This is a genomic window from Saccharopolyspora gloriosae, assembly GCF_022828475.1.
Lineage (GTDB): Bacteria > Actinomycetota > Actinomycetes > Mycobacteriales > Pseudonocardiaceae > Saccharopolyspora_C > Saccharopolyspora_C gloriosae_A.
Genome location: NZ_CP059557.1, coordinates 5,355,796 through 5,372,576, shown reverse-complemented (window position 1 = coordinate 5,372,576; position 16,781 = coordinate 5,355,796). Strand labels below are relative to the sequence as shown.

Here is a 16,781-nt window from a genome sequence, read left to right as displayed (position 1 = left end):
AGCGATGCGAGAGCAAGTGGACGGCCTGCTGGACAAGTTCAACCAGCAGACCCGGCAGCTCCAAGAAGCCCAGGAGGCCGCCGCGTCGGCGACCGCGACGGTCACTTCAGCAGACGGTTTGGTTACCGCCACCGTCGATTCCGCTGGGTCCTTGGTGGACTTGGAATTCGCGGCGGCTTCCTTCCAGCGCAGCGACCCGAAACGGCTCGCCCGCACTGCGGCGGACACGGTTCGCCGCGCTTCCGCGCAAGTGCAGCAGCGTCTCACCGAGCTGATGTCACCGATCACCGAAGGAATGCCGGACCTGGCTGATCTGGTTGAAGGCGCCCCTTCGCTGAAGGGACTCGTCCCGACTCTGCCGGAACCCCCCGAACCTGCTGCGCCTGAGCAAGGAACGTCACCCGGCGAGCGGAGCCCTGCCACCCCGCCCGCGCAGCAACGAGCAAAGCCCCGGCGGCCTGTCGTTGATGATGACGATGACGACGGCCAGCGGAGCTGGCTCCTGCCCGGAGGCCGTTGATGAGTGCGCCCGGCGGCGGTGCCCGGATGGACCCGGACCAGGTCCGATCCGGTGCTGCGAAGTTCGACGTGGCGGCTGACCAGCTCGACGATGCCCACCAGGAACTGGAACGGCAGTTGCAAGCCCAGGGTGCCTGCTGGGGTGAGGACGAAGCAGGCCAGGGTTTCGCGAAGGACTACATGCCCACAGCGGACCTGATGAACGAGTCGATGAAGGCGTTGACCGAGACGCTGCGGTCACTCCGGCAGCAGGTGCAGGAGGCCGCCAACGACGCGCAGGCCACCGATCAAGGCAACGCCGATGACATCGGCGGCATAAGGATCTGACGCATGGGCATGGACATTCCCGACGAGGTCAAGTGGTTGTTGCCCATCGTCGTCGGTGAGAGTTGGCCGGAAGGCGACGAGGACAAGCTCCGCGCACTGCGGGACGCATGGACAGCGGCAGGGCAAGCCATGCCGGGGGCTGCTGCGACCGGTGATGCCGCAACCCGGGACGTGCTCGCCGGGTGGCAAGGTGAGTCCGCGGACGCGTTCGCCCAGTTCTGGGCACAGCTCACCGACGGGGACAAGGCCCAGTTCCGCCAGATCGAGCAGGCATGCGAGCAGCTCGCGGAGTCGTGCGATCGAACCGCGCTCGACGTCGAGTACACGAAATACCTGATCATCGCTTCGCTGATCCTGCTCGCGATCCAGGTTGCGGCGATGATCGCCGCCGCTTTCGCCAGCTTCGGCGCGACAACAGCAGGGATCGTCCCCGCGCAGCTCGCCACCCGCGCCGCCGTGCAGATGATCTTCCGGCAGCTGGTGCAGAAGCTGATGCAACAGGGCGTCAAGCAGGTCGCGAAGGAAGCCCTGGAAAAAGCAGCCAAGGAGCTCGTGCAGAAGGTCAGCAAGGACGGGCTGAAGAACCTCGGGTGGATGGCCGCGAAGAACTCCGGTGCGCAGCTCGCGCTGGACGGCGGCATTCAAGGTCTGCAAATGGCATCCGGGGACCGCAAGTCCTGGGACTGGGACAAGACCACTGACGCAGGAGTCGGCGGTGCGGCGGAAGGGCTTGCCGGACACCTCGTCAACGGGCCGGGACACGGCCCCGGCAGCGTCATGGGACACGCCGCGAAAGGTGCGGCGGAAGGCGCGCTGGGGACGGTCGCGGGCGCAGCTGCCACCGGCGATCTCGGGGAGCTCTCGGCCAAAGACGTGCTCATGGGCGCATCTGGTGGGGCCGTTGACGGCGGTATCGGAGGCGCGAAGGACGGGTTCAGCGCGGCGGCGAACTCGGGGCAGCCGACCGTCGGCCCGGTACCGGAGCTCGGAGTGGATGCCTCGGCCGCGGAAGGTGAATCGGGAAGCGCTCGTTCAGCGGAAGTGAGCGGCGAGCGCGGTGAGACCGGGAATTCGGTTCCGCCCAGCGACGGGCAGGAAAGTTCAGCCCGCGACCAGGAACCTGGAACTGGGTCCACTGCAGACGCACCCACGCAGAGCAGTGGCGGTTCTGGTCCGTCCACAGCCGCTGGCGGCGGCTCGAACGCATCCGATGCTGATCCGGGTGGAAGCCCCTTCGGAAGGAGTGCGAGCGACCAGGCCGGTTCGGGTGTTGGCGAAGCACCTGACGGGCCTTCCGCGACCGCCGCATCCGCCGCGGTCACTGCAGAACGTTCCGACGCGGCGTACGGGGCGGGTGCGCCCGGAGGAGGACTCGGCGGTGCACCCGGTGTCGGACAACACCCTGGAGCGCAAGGAAATTCGCATCCGGGCGGGCCAGGGTCGGGAGCTCCGCCGGGCACGCCTGGAATGGGAGCCGGCCCCATGCCAGGCGGCGCAAGTGCGCCAGGCGGTGCACCCGGCGGCCCTGTTGCGGCACGTGGTGACCTCGGTGGTGCGGCGGGCCGAGGTGGTTTCCCGCCGAACCAGGGTGCACATCCTCCGTTCGCCGCACTGGACCAGCGAGGTCCGCAGCAACCGGGCGGGCAGCCGGACGGCCGGGGACCGCGCGGCGGATTCCCCGCACAGCAAGGTGCGCAGCAGGCAGGCGCGCCGAACATGGCCCCCGGGCACAGCAGGCCGAACACCGGCGCAGCACCACACCAGTTCCCGCCAGCCGCGATGCCCGGCGGCCCGCCGAATCCGAGCCACGGCCAGCCGCGCCCGAGCGGTCCGCACGGGCCGATGCATGGCGGCCCGGTCACTCCGAACATCGCCCCACCTGCCGGGCCGAACCACGGTCTGCAGCCAGGTATGGCCGGGCAGGTACCCGAGAATCTCGGCCGGTCGACGCACCAGGCGAGCACGGGCAACGGCTGGAGCCCCGGGCCGCAGCAGACAGCCGCGCAGAATTCGGCTCCGACGCCGTTCGCCACCCAGCCGCAGCCGGGGACTCCCGGTGGGCCTGCCCCGGCACATCGCGGTGGCCCGCCAGTGCAGCCGAACCAGCACGGCGATTTCCGTCCTCCTAGCGGGTTCTCGCAGCACGGCGGGCATCCGGCACCACCGCAAGGAGCCCCGTCCGCTGGGCGACGGCCGCAACAGGGCATGCCGCAGGCCAACCCGAACGCCGCTCCAGGACCGGGGCAAGGCGCCCCGCGTCAGCCGGGAGCAGTCCCGCCGAATCGGCCTCCGCAGCAGGCCCGGCCCGCACCGCCTGCATTCCCGCAGAACCAGCCGCCGCAGCACCCCGCACGATCGACGCAACCACCTTTCCCTGACGGTCGCCGACCGGGCGGCCCCACAGCCATGCCAGGACACGGCCCGGTGCACCAGCCCGCACAGCTTGGCCCGCGGACTTCGGGTGGAATGCCCGAAGCGCCGGCTGCCCGACCCGCTCGGGAGACGCCTCGCGCCGTGCCGGAGCAGCAGGGCAGCATCGGTGATCCGCAGAGCTCCGACTACGACGCGAATCAGGCGCCGCAGGGTGCCCAGCCGTCACCGGGACCGCAACGATCGCCGCATCCCGAGCCTGCCCGGGCCGAGGTGGCTCAGCCTGAACCCGCACGTGCTGAGTCTCCGGATACCTCCGGCACCGAGATCCCAGAAGATCAAGGGATCGCTGACGATGGGCGAAGCCCGGATTCGGAGTGGATGGACGCAGATCAGTCCACCCCCACCGATCCTCAGCCGGAGCCGGAATCGGCTGCAAAAGCCGATCATCAGGACGTGCCGGGCGAGGCGGCGGAGCCCGCAGCGCTGTCGCAGCCAGGGAACCTGGACTTCTGCTTCGATCCGGAATACCGGGCTCCCGCACAGTCGTTCGCGGCGTTGGAAGCGCGCTTGGCGAGGGTGGAAGTTTTCGACGATGAGCGCCGAGTCGAAACCACCCGGCTCGATCTCATGGAACGGCAGCTGGCGAAGAAGCTTCCCGAACTGGGCGGGATCTCCTTGCGCGGCGCGATAGCGGCGCATTCTTACTCGACCCACGAGGTGTTCGGGCCGATCAACGCTGCCAGCCGTTCCGGCGAGCTCAACACTGCGAAGCGCAAGCAGTTGCAGGCGATCGTGTCCGGGATGAACGAGTTGCCGCGGGTCGAGGGACCGCTGGCCCGCGGCATCAACTCGCACGGGGACTTAGCTCGCCGCGACTTGATCGCCGGGCACTACGAACCCGGGCAGATCACCGTCGAGACCGCTTTGACCAGTTGCTCGATGACGGATCCGGACGCGCCAGACGCCGCGATTCCGGGCGACATCGACCTGCGGATCGAGTCGAAGACGGCGCGGCGGTTGCAGGAACTCGCCATGAACCCCGGTGAACGGGAAGCAGTTCTGCTGCCGGGCTCGCAGCTGCTTGTGCACAGCAAGGAATTGGTATCCGAGACGACCAAAAGCGGCCAGGTCGTCGAGAAGTGGATCATCCACGCTGAAGAGATCGCCCCGGGGGATCCGCGTTACCTGGACCGCGCTGAGGTTGACCGGCGCATGGAGGACCGCTGCGAGCGCACCCGGGCGGAAGAATCGTCCGGTACCGGGAGTGCGCAGGACCAGAAGGAAGATGCGGAACGACCCAGCGAGCCGAGCAAGATCGAAAACGCGCTGTCCGCAGATGCCCCGCACGCGGGAGCGCCAGCCTTGCCGGACCCCGATTCGGGAGATCCTTACGGAGCACCACAGCTTCCCAGCGACGCCAACGGTTTGCCGGACTGGAAGCAGCTCGCGTCCAGCACGCCGCCCGTCACCGAACTGCCTTCGCTCCACGCGGGTACGGCACATCCGGACCATCAGGCAGCTTACGTCGCCGACCGGCATCCCGAACTCGGCGAGGTCAACCCGAACGCCGGTCAGCCGGATGCCTACGACCGCGGATTCCTGACCAACTGCACCAGGTGCGTCGTCAGCTATGCACAGCGGCTGGGCGGCATCGACGCACAGGCAGAACCGGTGTTGCCGAGCGAGCTGGCGACCAAGGGGCGGCTCGATTACATCGACCGGCGTCTCGGCGGAGATTGGGAGAGTCACCGCAGCTACGACAGCATCATCGAGCGGATGAGCAAGGAACCCGTCGGTTCGCACGCAGTGATCGGTGTGCAGTACATGAACGGGCCGGTGCCCCTCGGTCACGTCGCAATGGTCACGAACACCCCGGACGGGGTGGCGTTCATCGATCCGCAGACCGGACGGCTGATGACATTGCCGCACCCGCCGCGGAGCCTCACCCTGCTGCCGTTCGGTTCGCTCCCGCAGGCAGGGGAGGGCGTAGGAACCTCGCGCGCCGAGCCGGATGGGCAGCGACCGGACTCCGACAACCGCCTCGAGACCGAAGCCGATCTCCGTTCGGACTCCCGCGAGCCGGAGGCACGACCAGAACTTGCTGAGGTGGATGACGGGGATTCCCGGGCTCGTCGCCCTGACGGGCCGTGGTTCGGGCAGCACACGAACCCTTTCCGGCCGTCGTTCCCGGGTGAGGATGAAGAGGAGGAAAGGCCACTTCCGCCTGCTCAGCCGGGTTTCATGCCTTCTGCTGGAACTCGTCCGCCTGGAATCTCTCCGGCGGGGCAGCACGACAACCCAGCGCCTAACGCTGGTCCAGAGCCGATGCCCGTCGGTCAGGTTCCCCCGGCCGCGCCGGCCGCGCGGGGCTCGATCGAGGCGCCGGAGATCTCGGAACTGCCGAGCTTGCCTGCAACGGACGGCGCCGGAGCGTTGAACCGATCGTTCAACGGCACGCTCGATCCGTCGTCGCCCACGAACTCGGCCGGTCCGGCTACCACTGCGGACCTGCCGCGAAACCCAGCGGGGAGCACGCCGAGCAGTTCTTCCCCCGCCGCGGGGCAGGGTGCGCCCGCCTCGATGCCGCCGCTGCGGGATGCCCCAGCAGGCAGTGCGGTCCCGGGGGAGACCGGCGCCCAACCCGGCTCGGCTGGCGGTAGCGCGACCAGCGGAGGCAGCGCGGGATCGAGCGGATCGGAGGCTTCCGGCGGTCTCCCCGGAGTCGGACCTGGCGCGGGCGGTGCGAGATCCAGGTCGGATTCCGATCGTCGGCCGTGGCTTGCCGGGGCAACGAGTGGGATCATCTATGAACGGGAGCAGGCCATCCCCGCGGACCTCGCGGTGAAGTACCTCGGAAACCACGAACCTACCGAGTTGCTGACCGGAGACGGACGGCAGTCATTGTTCCGCAGCACCAGCTTGCCCGATCTTGGGCCGGTCAGCTTCGACGAATTCTCCGGCGTTGAGCAACGGATGAAACTCCGCTGCGAAGTGCCTTCCGCAGCGAACCCCGGGGGCCTCTCCGAACAGGGCGACCTCAGCGGGGGAGAATTCATCGGAAGCGCGGAAATCGTGATCGAAGACCTCGGCGGAACCGAGCGGGTGCTCGGTACATACGACAGCAACACCCAGAGCTGGACACCAACTCCCGCTGGAAGGTCGTGGCTGAACACCCCGGGCGGGAACATGTCCGGGCACGAGCAGCGGAGGAAGCCGTAATGGTGGAGCAGGCGGACGCAACCGAGCTCGTCGAACGGTGGCTGCGCTCCAATGCGGAAGCGAACGGCGAACCGCTCGACGTCCGGGTCGATCACGAGCACGTCAGCCGGGTTCCGGAGGGCTGGGCGGTTCCGTGGAATACCGCGGAGTTCCTCGACGGCGGCGACCTCAGCAAATCGATCTTCCCGCCGCCGGTGTTCATCGTGACTGACCCGGACGGCGCATTGCGGCAAGCGAACACGACGCCGCAGCCCGGTTTCTCCACGCCCGTCGCCTGGCCCGGTGAACCGCAGTACACGGAGATCATCGACCCGGAGTACCGCTCGATGGGCTTCTACAGCCTCGGCGTTCCGAATCGATTCGTGGCGGGTTGGAAGATCACGCTGCCGGATGGAAGTGTCCAGGAAAAGGTGAATCCGGGCTACAAGATCGGTCCGGAACGAGCTGGGATGCCGAAATCGCAGAACCCGCTCGAAGCGCTCCTCAACTTCCTGAGCATGAACTACATCGGCCGAGACGAATTCCTGATTTCCCTACTGGATACCGTGGTCCTAGTGCCGTTGGACTGGAACAGCGAGCAACCCGTGGCCAGTGGTGCGGTCATGCACGTGTACAGCTCGCCTCGGAAGATTCCGGAGTCCTGCAAGTGGCTGCGGATAACGGTTCCCGGTTTCATCGAACGATTTCCCGGGTCCGGTATGTCGATCAACTCCGATCACTTTCCGAGTGCGCACGTCACAGCACTTGAGATCGCTGAGTTGATCGCCGCCAATCCTGGACGTGAGCCAGGCGAACCGCGGGTCGTCAGCGAGATCGGCCCGGACGGATCCCTCGACGAGTACGCCCGGCAGCTCCAGCAGCACTTCGGTCTTGAGAAGCCGCCATCGGTCCCGACCTCGTGGATCGTCGGCGCGCGAGCAAGTGGCAGTGACCTCTCCGGCGAGCAGCGTCAGCGGATGCTGCTCGGATTGGCGTGGGCGACATCGAACCCGCCCGTGACAAGCCCGCGAAGCCGGCCAGGTGGACGGCCGACCTCCGACGCCGACCTCTCGCGGGACCGCTGGCCGGCGGACCTGCACGCCAACGGCTTGGTCGCAGTCCATGATGACGGCGGCCGGCTGCGCCCCACGATCTCCACTTTCGGTACCCAGCCGCGTGCGAGTGATTCCGGCGCGGACTTCTCCTGGCACGCAGTGACCGGCGCCTTCGCCGGTTTCGCGATCGGTGACGCGCTGGGGTCCGCGGTGCACGGTTTGAACTGGGATGAGGTTCGCCAACGGTTCGGTGCGAACGGCATCACCGGTTTGGAAACCGCGTTCGAGCGCCCCGGACAGGTGAGCTGGCGGACTCAGCTGCTGCTGTTCCTCACTGAAGGGGCAGTGCGAGGCTTGCGCTACGCAGGCGATGAACGTTTCGAGAACCTGCCGCTGGCAACCAGGTCCGCGCACGCTCGTTGGCTGACCGCCCAAGGAGTCCCATGGCAGCAGGCCGCGGGGCCACTAGCCACGACGCACCCCGACCCCGGCGGATTCTTGCTCAAAGTTCCTGAAATGCACTTCCGGCGTGGCCTGCAGGGCGGGTTGCTGGCAGAGGTGCAGAACCTGGTATCGGACCCGGGCAAGGAAAACTCACTCAACGGCCCGATCATGGCGATGTGGGGGCTGCCCGGTGCAGTGTCGACCTGGGGGGCGGGGGCGCTCGCCACGGGCTGGAAACGCTCCCCGGCCGATGCCGCAGCGGCCGGCGCAGTGTCCGACCTGTTCCGGAATCTGTTCCTGCGCAAAGCCTTTGTGCACCCGGTCTGGTCTCAACTGGAGAAGCTCCTTGAGCAGTACGAACGATTGGACTCCCCGGAGTCACGGAACATCGCCGGGCTCCTCAAACACGTGTCCACGCGTTGGAAGAGGATCTTCGGCGACGATCTTCAAGACATCAAGGAACTCGGCGACGGCGTAAGCACCTCGTCCGTGCTGGCACAGGCACTGCTGATCGCGTCCCGGCACGGAGCGAACCCGCGCCGCGCTCTGCTGATCGCGGCCAACTACACGGGCAGTGCCATGGCTACTGCGCTCACCGGCGCACTGATCGGTGCCAGAGCCGGAGTGGTCGGTTTGCCGAACGACTGGCTCGAAGCTCTCGACATCGGCGACCTCGTCCAAGAGATCGCCGACGACGCCTTCTGGCACTTCAGCACCCGAAATCCCTACAACAACGCCTACACCCAGGAAGGCTGGATCCACCGATACCCACGGTGGTGACGAGGTGGGGACCCAGTTCCGGGATGATGGCGTGCTGCACAAGCAAGAACTAGCTGATCTTGGCTCGGTTCTTCAGGAACGCTTCGTGTCGGCTGTGGGCTTCTTGGCCGACGAAGGCGTTGAAGCTTCCTAGCTTGTACTTCGTGGTCTGGCCGCGGGTTGCCACCTCGATGTCGAAGTCCTTGCTGAGCATGCTGATGTGACGCTCGAGCTGCGACGTGCCCATCGTGGTTCCGGCGAGGCGGGTCAGTTTGGCTGCTGACAAGAAGTCGTTCGCCTCGGCGAGTGCGCGGTACACCGGATCCTGAGCGCTGGGCCTGATTTCCCGCCGCGGCCCTTCCCTGCGGAAGGCCTTCAGAATGGCGTTGCCAACCGCATGAGCGACAGGTGGCGGGAACGCGTTCCCGATTTGCCGGTAGCGCGAGGTCTTCCTGCCGGTAAAGGACCAGTCATATCGGCCTTCGAAGCCTTGTAGAACCTGCACCATGTCACAGGTGAGTTTGGGGCCGATCGCAAATTCGTCGTCACGAGCAGGAGGGGCGTCTGCGACGCCCATCGCATCCACGTGCATTTGAGCCCAGGCACGTTTCGCCCGGGTCGGCCCCAGGTCTGCACCGCCGTGCTTCTTGGAACCGCCGACAATCGTTGGAGCGATCTTGTCGGCGTGTCCCTTCCAGTCATCGGCGCCTTTCCAATCGCCCATGAGATCGAAGAGCGCTTGGCCAACGGTAGGCGCGGGGTCGAACTTGTCCGGCTTTGGCCAGTGGAAGAATTCTGCGTCCTCAGGTTTCAGCGCCACTAGCACGAACCTTGGTCGCAGCTGGGGTACGGCGAAGTCCGAAGCTTGCAAGAGCTGCCATTCGCCGACGTAACCGGAGTCGGCCAACCGGTCCAGGACGTGCTGCCGATAGCCGGCGAAGCGGGGCATGCTCAGGCCTCGGACGTTCTCCAGCAGGAGCGCTCGCGGCCGGACCTTGTCCACCTGCTCAACTGACCAGGCAAACAAGTCCCGCTCGTCGTTCGCGCCGAGCTGCTTGCCAGCGATGGTGAACGGAGGGCACGGGACTCCTCCGGCCAGCAACGACACGCCTTCGTAGTCGCGCGGATCCCAGACAGAGCTATCAGCGACGTCACCCTCGGCTACGGGGGTGATGTCGTTGTGGCGCAATGTGGTGCAGGCATTGCTGTCGAACTCGACTGCGACCTCGTGCTTGAACCCGGCCTGGTGCAGGCCAAGGACCTGGCCACCTGCGCCGGCGCAGATCTCCACCGCGGTGAAGCTCTCGTTCACGGTGTCTCCTCCTTCTGGGTGCGCGCGACGCGACTGGCTAAGCGGGTATCTTGCCCCATGGCCACTTGGCCCCGTTGGACGGCATTACTGGTCTGGTGAGCATGTCTGCGAGTGATCGTCGAAGGGCGCGGGAGACAGCCCATGAGAGGGGCTTGTACCCCGCGCCGGCCAGCGAAGGCCGCTCTCGCAACATGAGGGCGAACCGGCGCAGCGATACCAAGCCGGAAGTCGCGCTCCGAAGCGAGCTCCATAAGCGGGGCTACCGCTATCGCAAGGATTATCGGCTGTCGCTGGATGAAGGAGTCCGGGTCAAGCCGGACATCGTCTTCACCGCGCGCAAGGTAGCCATCTTCATCGACGGCTGCTTCTGGCACGCCTGCCCGGAACACGGACGCCAGCCCGCGTCCAACGCCTGGTACTGGACGCCCAAACTCGCACGGAACGTGGAGCGCGACCGGACAGTGACGGCCGCCCTGGAACGTGCTGGCTGGCAGGTGCTTCGGATCTGGGAGCACGAACAGCTGGCAACCGCGGTTGAGCTTGCGATCACGGCTATCGAACATGAAAGCGATAGTAGCCGTAAGGGCTGACGACGTCTCGCAGCTTGGCTGCCACTATGTGGTGATTCGGCGGACTGATCGGCACAGGCGACTAGCCGAACGCCGGACTGACACAAGTCAGTCCGGCGTTTACTTGCCTCGAGCGCGCCTCCCGGCCCACGAGCCGCGGCTCATCGTGGCGTCAACGATTAGCGCTCGAGCGCGTCGCGTCCAGGTGCCGCAGCAGAGCCTGGACATCGCTGGAGTCCAGGCCGCCCGCGACCGAGGGTTCTTCTTGCAGATCGGAGAGCTGCTGGACTGACGGGTCGTCAAGGACCTTGCCCATGAACTCGAGCTTCTGATCCAAGCGCGCGTGCACCACTTCGTCGACAGTGTCACGCGCGGCGAGGACGGTGACGCGGGTTGCAGTCCCTGGCGCGAGCCCGAGGCGGTGGATGCGGTCGAGACTTTGCAGGAAACGGCCTGCCATGAAGTCCCGATCCACGTAGACAGCGTCGTGGCACACCTGGTGAAGGCTGATTCCCTCGCCGAGGGTCGCCGGGTTGGAAACGAGGACGTGGCAGTCCGGGTCCTCCCGGAACCGCCTGAGCTGTTCTTCGCGATCCAACGTCCCTCCGTGCACAACCGCAGGCTGGTATTGCTCCAGGAGCTGCTCCAAGGTCGTCAGGCTCCGTACGAATGTCGTCCAGACCAGGGTTTTGCGCCCTTCGGCCGCGTTCGCGGAGACGATCGCGGCAGCTTCTTTGTACTTCGGTGACATCTCGTAGCTGGGCAGGTCGCGCACGAGGGTGTGCAGCGAGTCACCCTGCGGGATCTCCAGCGGCGGAAGCCGGTACGCCAGTGGCTCGTGCTTGCTCGCCCCTTCCAGCAGGAGCGCAGGACTTGTCGCTGCCATCAGAAGGCGCAACGCAGTCTTGCCCAGCGCGCTCAGGTCATCGCGCGCAGTGTTGCCGGCAACGTCGCCGAGCAGAGATTTGTAGATCTCCTCGTGCAGGGGTGGCATGTCTAGGTATCGGACGACGGAGGTCATCGGAGGAAGTCCCAATTCGGGCTTGGTCGTCCTGGTGAACAGTGGCCGCAGGACGCTGCTCGCGTAGGTGAGATCTCCATCGGACACCGCGGAGGACACTGTCCGGTGGCCGTGTCCCGGCCACACGAACCCCATGAGGTTTTCGAGGTCTTTCGCGCCATTGGGCGCCGGTGTTCCAGTGAGGATCAGCCGACGGCGCGCAAGCGGACCGAGTGTCATGCAGGCCAGCCCGTAAGCTCCACGGCTGCCCAGTTTCATCCGGTGTGCTTCGTCGAGGACGACCATCGAAGGGGCGGCCTTGAGCCAGCTTGCAAGCGTGCCGAGCGAACGTTCCAGCCGCTCGTAGTTGATGATCAGAACCTCGGCCCACTGGTCGAGTGAGCGCTCGAAGACGTACGTCCGCAGTGGGTTCTGGAAGCACGCCCCCGTCTCGAACTGCCAGGACTCGTAAGCTGATTTCGGGCAGACCACGAGCAACCGCTTCGCATTTCCACGGGCTTTTTCCGCTGCGTAGACGCCTAGCGCCACGCGCGTCTTTCCTGCCCCGGGCACGCTGAAGTTCGCTCCGTGCTGGAGTGCCAGCAGTTTCGCGATGTCCCTGCTCTGGAACTCCGTCAGGTCAGCGGTCCAATCTGTCCCGAGGAGTGCTGGCACGTCGTCTGCGGTGATGTCTTCAGGTGCGTCCGGTGCTTTGAGCCTGGCTTGCACTGTGGCTGAGTCCTGGATGTTGCTGCGGACCAGCTCCCGGAGGTCCGCAGCCCATGCCACGCCTGCCGGATGCGGCCAGGCACTGATCGTGCCGAGCCTGGTGAGGAAATCGTCCAGATCGACCGAAACGGTGTGCGGACCGATCTGGGCGCCGGTCCGGAACCGGGCGGAGAGCTGTGCGAGGTCGCCCCGGTGGTTCTCGACCGTCGCGAGCACCACTTTGGTCCGCGTCTCATCGAACCCGAGTTGGAGGGATGTTTCGCCGACGACTTCTGTCATGAAACGCCCCTGCTGGCTGCAGCGTCGAGCAGCCACGAGACGCCATCGCCCGGATTGGAAATGCCCCGGCCGGCCTGCTGGGCCAGTTTGCGCACGCTGTCCCGCAGCTTCACCACCGCGTCGTCGAAGGCCTCTTCGTCCAGCGCGCGTGCGGCCCGCGCCTGCACCAGCTCCACGACGCATTGGTCGATATCCGCGCAGGCGTCCACGAGTCGGGCGGGTGCCAGCTGTTTGCGCTTCCGAACTCGCATGTCCCGGCCAGCCTTGTCGATAGCGCTGTCGAAGGAGACCTTCAACTGGTCAAAAGTGGCTTGCGCATCCTTCTTCTCGTCCTCCCCGACTTCGGCGGAGACGGCTTTAGCCGTGGCCTTGGCCCTGAGCACCCGATCACTGAGGGCGCGAGCTGACGAAACCGCTGACGACGCGCCAGGAATAGCCATGCCCAAGCCTGGGATCGAAACGGCGTCCTCGGCCGAACCGTGCGGATTCAACTGCGATGGCAGCGCGTCTTGGAGGTACGTATCTGGAAAGCTGCCATCCTCGATGTGGCGCACGTCGGTCTTGGCGAAGCCAAGCATGATCGAGGAAAGTCGAGTCTCCTTGAAAACCTCGGCCCGATCCGGGTCGGAGGCCGCCAGCTTCTCGTGAGCGCGGTGCAGCTCTTTGAACTTTTCCTGGTGGTCCTCGAAGTCGATGAGCTCGAGCGATGCGCCATACTCGGTCTTGCTGCGCTCGATCAGATCTCGGATGACGCCGAGAATCCACCTCTCCTGCTGGAGAGTGTTCACGCGGATGCGGAACTCCTTGGCGATGGTTTCCGGAGTTCTGCCCAGAGCGGCTTGTTCCTCCATCGCGAGCAACCGGTTGATGTATGAGTACTCGCGCCGGTGATCTTTGCGCAGCTGGAGCGACAACTCGACTGCGTTGATGTCCGCCCAGGTGAACGACTCCGGGAGAATGCCGACGCGCATGGATTGCGCACCGATCTCGCGCAGCGCGGCCGCACGTGTGTTGCCGTTGACGACGATGCCGTGGTAGGTGATCAAGCCCGGATCGTTCTGCCCGAACTCGTGCAGGCTTTCCTTGAGGTGGTCGAAGTTCGGATCGCGAACGGCGGGATTCGCCGGCTCGGCCTGGAGCAGGAACTTCAAGTACTCCTGGCTGCTCTCGCTGTAGGGATCGTTGTCGAGGGCCTTGTCGCGTTCCGGGTCATGGCTGCGCTGGGCGCGAATGCGGTGCGTGGCGGGGTTGAAGAACAGCTCGCTCAGCGGTAGCTCGAGGACCTCGACGTGCAGCGGTTGCTGGTTCCAGTCGACGGTGACGGTTTCGCGCACGCCGCCGGATTCACGTGCTTCGGCCAGGCGTTTCTTGATCAGGTTGCTGATCTCGTCCGCACGGGGCGGCGGAGGGAATTCGCGCAGCATCGTCACTTCCCAGCAGCTTGGTCGTAGGGGGCAACCGCGCGTTTCACAGTCGTGCGCGACTCCTCCGGGAGAGCCCGGTACAGGCCCCAGAGCTTCTCAATCCCGTTGAGCTTGCGATTATCTGCCTTCACCCAGCCGGCGAAGATCTGACGTTCGAGGGGAGCGAGGAAGTCCAAGGCGTCGAGCACCTTGGCCGGGTCGGCGTCCTTGCCTCGGCCTCCTACTCGGCAGCGGTTGCATTCGGTGATCAGCTGGATCTCGGTCGACCCATCAGCAAGCGTGATGCGGCGCCGGGCCACGTCGAGTTGCGCGCTCATGACTCCGCCGTCGTAGAAGTCACCGGCTGCCATTCCGCAGGATCGGCACAGGTGGTTGTCGGCAGCCATGATCTTGGTCCGCTGGGATGCCGTCAGGCTTCCCGTGGCCGCGGACTTTCCGCGGTTGCGAAGCCAGACGTCTTCGCCTTTTCTGGCGTAGCGCTGTTCTTCCTGGCGCAAGGATGGGTCCTCGCGGCTCGTGTCGATCCGCCAGCCGCGATCGCGCAAATCCCGCACACGCCGGTCGATCTGCGCCACTTCGGGAAAGGCGTCTCGCAGCTGCTTCTTGCTGAAGATGTTCCCTTCTCCGACCTCGGACTCGAGCCAAAGCGCTGCGCGAACCATGCTGCCGTACGTCCTGTCGGTCCACAATGGACGATCCATTGGTCGCTCCTCTTTGCATGGGTATCAAGGACTGGTCCGCGACGACAGGAATACGTCGCCGCAGGGATCGCTTTGCTGAATCAGGTCTACACCGTGCGTCGAAGGTTTTCAAAGCCCTGATCATCTTTCTCTCAAAGTGGCAAGATGACTCCGCGGGGCGAATGACCGGCGAAGGATGGGCGACACTGAAAAGGGTTGGAATATGCCAGCAGCAGGTGATGTGGGGCGGCGCATCAGAGAAGGTCTTTCGAAGGAGCGACGCGAGCTGGTTGACCAGCTCAAACTTTTCTGTAGCCACCTGGGGTCGGGGAGGCGGCAGACGCTGGTCGTAATCGTCGACCGCCTGAAAAGGGGCTATGGCTACAGCATGGGTGGCAGCACGCTCTCCAAGGTCCTGAGTGGCGACATATTCCCGGAATATCGCCTGGTCTCAGCCTTGCGTGACCTTGCTTGCGAGGACGCGGGTGCCGATGCCGTCGGCATCACAGCCGAGGAGCTTGAGAGCTTGTACTGGAAGGCGAAGGACGCGCGCTGCCCCGCATGCGCCGGTCATGTGCGCCGTGTCCGTGAACTGGAGAAACAGGCAAAGTCGTGTCACAAATTCCACATTGATGTTCGGTTTCCGCTGTCGGCAAGCGCAACGCCTGCACAGTTGCCGGTCCCCTTGTTCGAGGGGGACCGGCAGCGGAGTGAACTCGCCGCCGCCGTTGACGAGCTAACGGAGAAGGCCGCTGGAGCGCTCGCGGACGGCAGGCAAGAGGACGCGCTCGCGCTGATCGCGGAAATCCCGGAGCGGCTGGACGCCCCGGCGGTCGCGACCTGCGTGACGGCGTTCAGGGGCAGGGAGGAGCATAGCCTCGCCGAGACACTCCTCCAGCTCTACGGCAGGGAGCAGCCCGAACGCCAAGTCATACGACTGGCACTGCAGTTGCAGGAGTCCGGGCGCATCTCAGATGCCGGCGCCGCGATGCGCGCTTCGGTCGGTTGACTCCGCCGGCGAGGAACTGCGCCGTGCGGGCTGAGGCTGGTTGATCGGGTAGTTCAGTAGTCGATGGTCGGCGCCGGTGATGCGGGCTCGTCAGGCTCCGCGCGCGCGTAGTACCCGCCGTTGATTCTGGTGATGTTCCGATCGGTAGTGTCGGCAGGTACAGGGACCAGGCGTGTGGAAACGAAAGTTCCCTTCTCCGGCACCGGGAGTTCGAGGTCTCGAGCGATCCTGGGGGAGTCCTTCTGGTGCCCGAGCACCACGATCCCTTCATCTCGCAGCTGGGAACGAGCGTCCCGGCAGCGTTTGAGGCCGTCGGCCTGCATCGAGACCGTGAGCGCCGTGTTCCGGTCGATCACGCGCCCTTGTTCGATCCGGAAGAGCTCGTTGATCCGCCGCTGTCCCGACGTCTGCTTGGTGATCCGTTCTGCCAGGTCGGTCGGCAGCGTCAGGAGGATGTTGGGAGGCATCGGACTGCGGTGGCACAGCCAAATGATCTTCTTCCTGGCGGCACTCGAGATCGTCGCTTTCTGGTCCTTGTTGCGCCCACTGTTAAGCAGGTCCTCGGTTATGCGCAAGACGCCGGCTTCGAAGGTTCGCTGTCGCTCGCTGGCGGCCATCAGCAAGCAAAGATGGCCCATGGCTTCGCTAGGAATTTGCCACTGGGAGGTCAGTGAGAACTTCGCATCGACCTCGTGTCCCTCGATTCGGTAGTCCATCTTCGTGCCCGGTTCAAGCTCGAAGGTCGCTTTGGTGACGATCTCCACCTTCGTGCCCAGGTAAGTCTTCTCCGTCTTGGTCACGCCGTCGATGTCGTAGCGTCCGGTCCGCTGCCCGTCCAGAACCTCGTCGATGGATTGGCGGAACACCGAGCCGAAGAGATCTTCGAGGTCGCCCTGGGCGCGGAACCAGTCCACGACCTCACGGAGCCCAGCATCGTCGTCGAGCGCGGTTTCGCCAGATGGTTCTGCTGGTGATTCGGTCGATGCTGCGTCGAACAGCGACAGGTCTTCAGGCACGAGGTACAAGATAACGCTGCGTACGTGTCTGCTATCCGAGGGTGTCGATAGTCGATCCTTTATCGACCCGTGGACCCACGGATACCGC

At 65.4% G+C, this 16,781-nt stretch carries 11 protein-coding genes; 6 read left to right on the top strand and 5 right to left on the bottom strand.

Annotation, left to right across the window (positions count from 1 at the left end):
• Positions 1–16: 16 nt before the first annotated feature.
• Genes H2Q94_RS23385 through H2Q94_RS23370 form a run of 4 tightly spaced genes read left to right on the top strand, consistent with a single transcriptional unit; the run spans position 17 to position 8,696 of the window.
• Positions 17–520 carry a YbaB/EbfC family nucleoid-associated protein gene (locus H2Q94_RS23385; RefSeq protein ID WP_243789328.1) on the top strand — a complete coding sequence of 168 codons (504 nt, stop codon included), beginning with the start codon at positions 17–19 and terminating at the stop codon, positions 518–520.
• Positions 520–846, top strand: a complete 327-nt coding sequence (locus tag H2Q94_RS23380) for a WXG100 family type VII secretion target (protein WP_243789327.1) — start codon at positions 520–522, stop codon at positions 844–846. Before H2Q94_RS23385 ends, H2Q94_RS23380 begins: the two co-directional genes overlap by 1 nt.
• A 3-nt stretch (positions 847–849) precedes the next feature.
• Positions 850–6,438 carry a WXG100-like domain-containing protein gene (locus H2Q94_RS23375; protein WP_243789326.1) on the top strand — a complete coding sequence of 1,863 codons (5,589 nt, stop codon included), beginning with the start codon at positions 850–852 and terminating at the stop codon, positions 6,436–6,438.
• Positions 6,438–8,696, top strand: coding sequence for an ADP-ribosylglycohydrolase family protein (locus H2Q94_RS23370; protein WP_243789325.1), 2,259 nt, complete (start codon positions 6,438–6,440; stop codon positions 8,694–8,696). The genes H2Q94_RS23375 and H2Q94_RS23370 overlap by 1 nt, the downstream gene beginning before the upstream one ends.
• 49 nt (positions 8,697–8,745) lie before the next feature.
• Here the strand turns inward: H2Q94_RS23370 and H2Q94_RS23365 are convergent, their stop codons facing one another.
• The gene (locus tag H2Q94_RS23365) at positions 8,746–9,987 is read right to left on the bottom strand and encodes a DNA cytosine methyltransferase (protein WP_243789324.1); all 1,242 of its coding nucleotides are present in this window, start codon (positions 9,985–9,987) and stop codon (positions 8,746–8,748) included.
• Positions 9,988–10,139: 152 nt separating this feature from the next.
• Between H2Q94_RS23365 and H2Q94_RS23360 the strand changes: the two genes are divergently transcribed.
• Entirely contained in the window at positions 10,140–10,577 is a 438-nt protein-coding gene (locus tag H2Q94_RS23360; RefSeq protein WP_243789323.1) for a very short patch repair endonuclease, read from the top strand.
• A gap of 151 nt (positions 10,578–10,728) precedes the next feature.
• Here the strand turns inward: H2Q94_RS23360 and H2Q94_RS23355 are convergent, their stop codons facing one another.
• From H2Q94_RS23355 to H2Q94_RS23345, 3 genes are read right to left on the bottom strand one after another with little or no spacing between them, the layout of a single operon-like run.
• Entirely contained in the window at positions 10,729–12,564 is a 1,836-nt protein-coding gene (locus H2Q94_RS23355) for a DEAD/DEAH box helicase (RefSeq protein WP_243789322.1), read from the bottom strand.
• On the bottom strand, positions 12,561–13,988 hold the full coding sequence (locus H2Q94_RS23350; RefSeq protein WP_243789321.1) for a ParB N-terminal domain-containing protein: 1,428 nt from the start codon (positions 13,986–13,988) through the stop codon (positions 12,561–12,563). The genes H2Q94_RS23355 and H2Q94_RS23350 overlap by 4 nt, the downstream gene beginning before the upstream one ends.
• Positions 13,989–13,990: 2 nt before the next feature.
• The gene (locus tag H2Q94_RS23345) at positions 13,991–14,689 is read right to left on the bottom strand and encodes a hypothetical protein (RefSeq protein WP_243789320.1); all 699 of its coding nucleotides are present in this window, start codon (positions 14,687–14,689) and stop codon (positions 13,991–13,993) included.
• Positions 14,690–14,864: 175 nt separating this feature from the next.
• Between H2Q94_RS23345 and H2Q94_RS23340 the strand changes: the two genes are divergently transcribed.
• Entirely contained in the window at positions 14,865–15,677 is an 813-nt protein-coding gene (locus tag H2Q94_RS23340) for a hypothetical protein (protein ID WP_243789319.1), read from the top strand.
• A gap of 53 nt (positions 15,678–15,730) precedes the next feature.
• On the opposite strand, the gene H2Q94_RS23335 is transcribed toward H2Q94_RS23340, so the two are convergent.
• Positions 15,731–16,693 (bottom strand): NaeI family type II restriction endonuclease, encoded by a 963-nt coding sequence (locus tag H2Q94_RS23335; RefSeq protein WP_243789318.1) that lies wholly within the window; start codon positions 16,691–16,693, stop codon positions 15,731–15,733.
• Positions 16,694–16,781 lie beyond the last annotated feature (88 nt).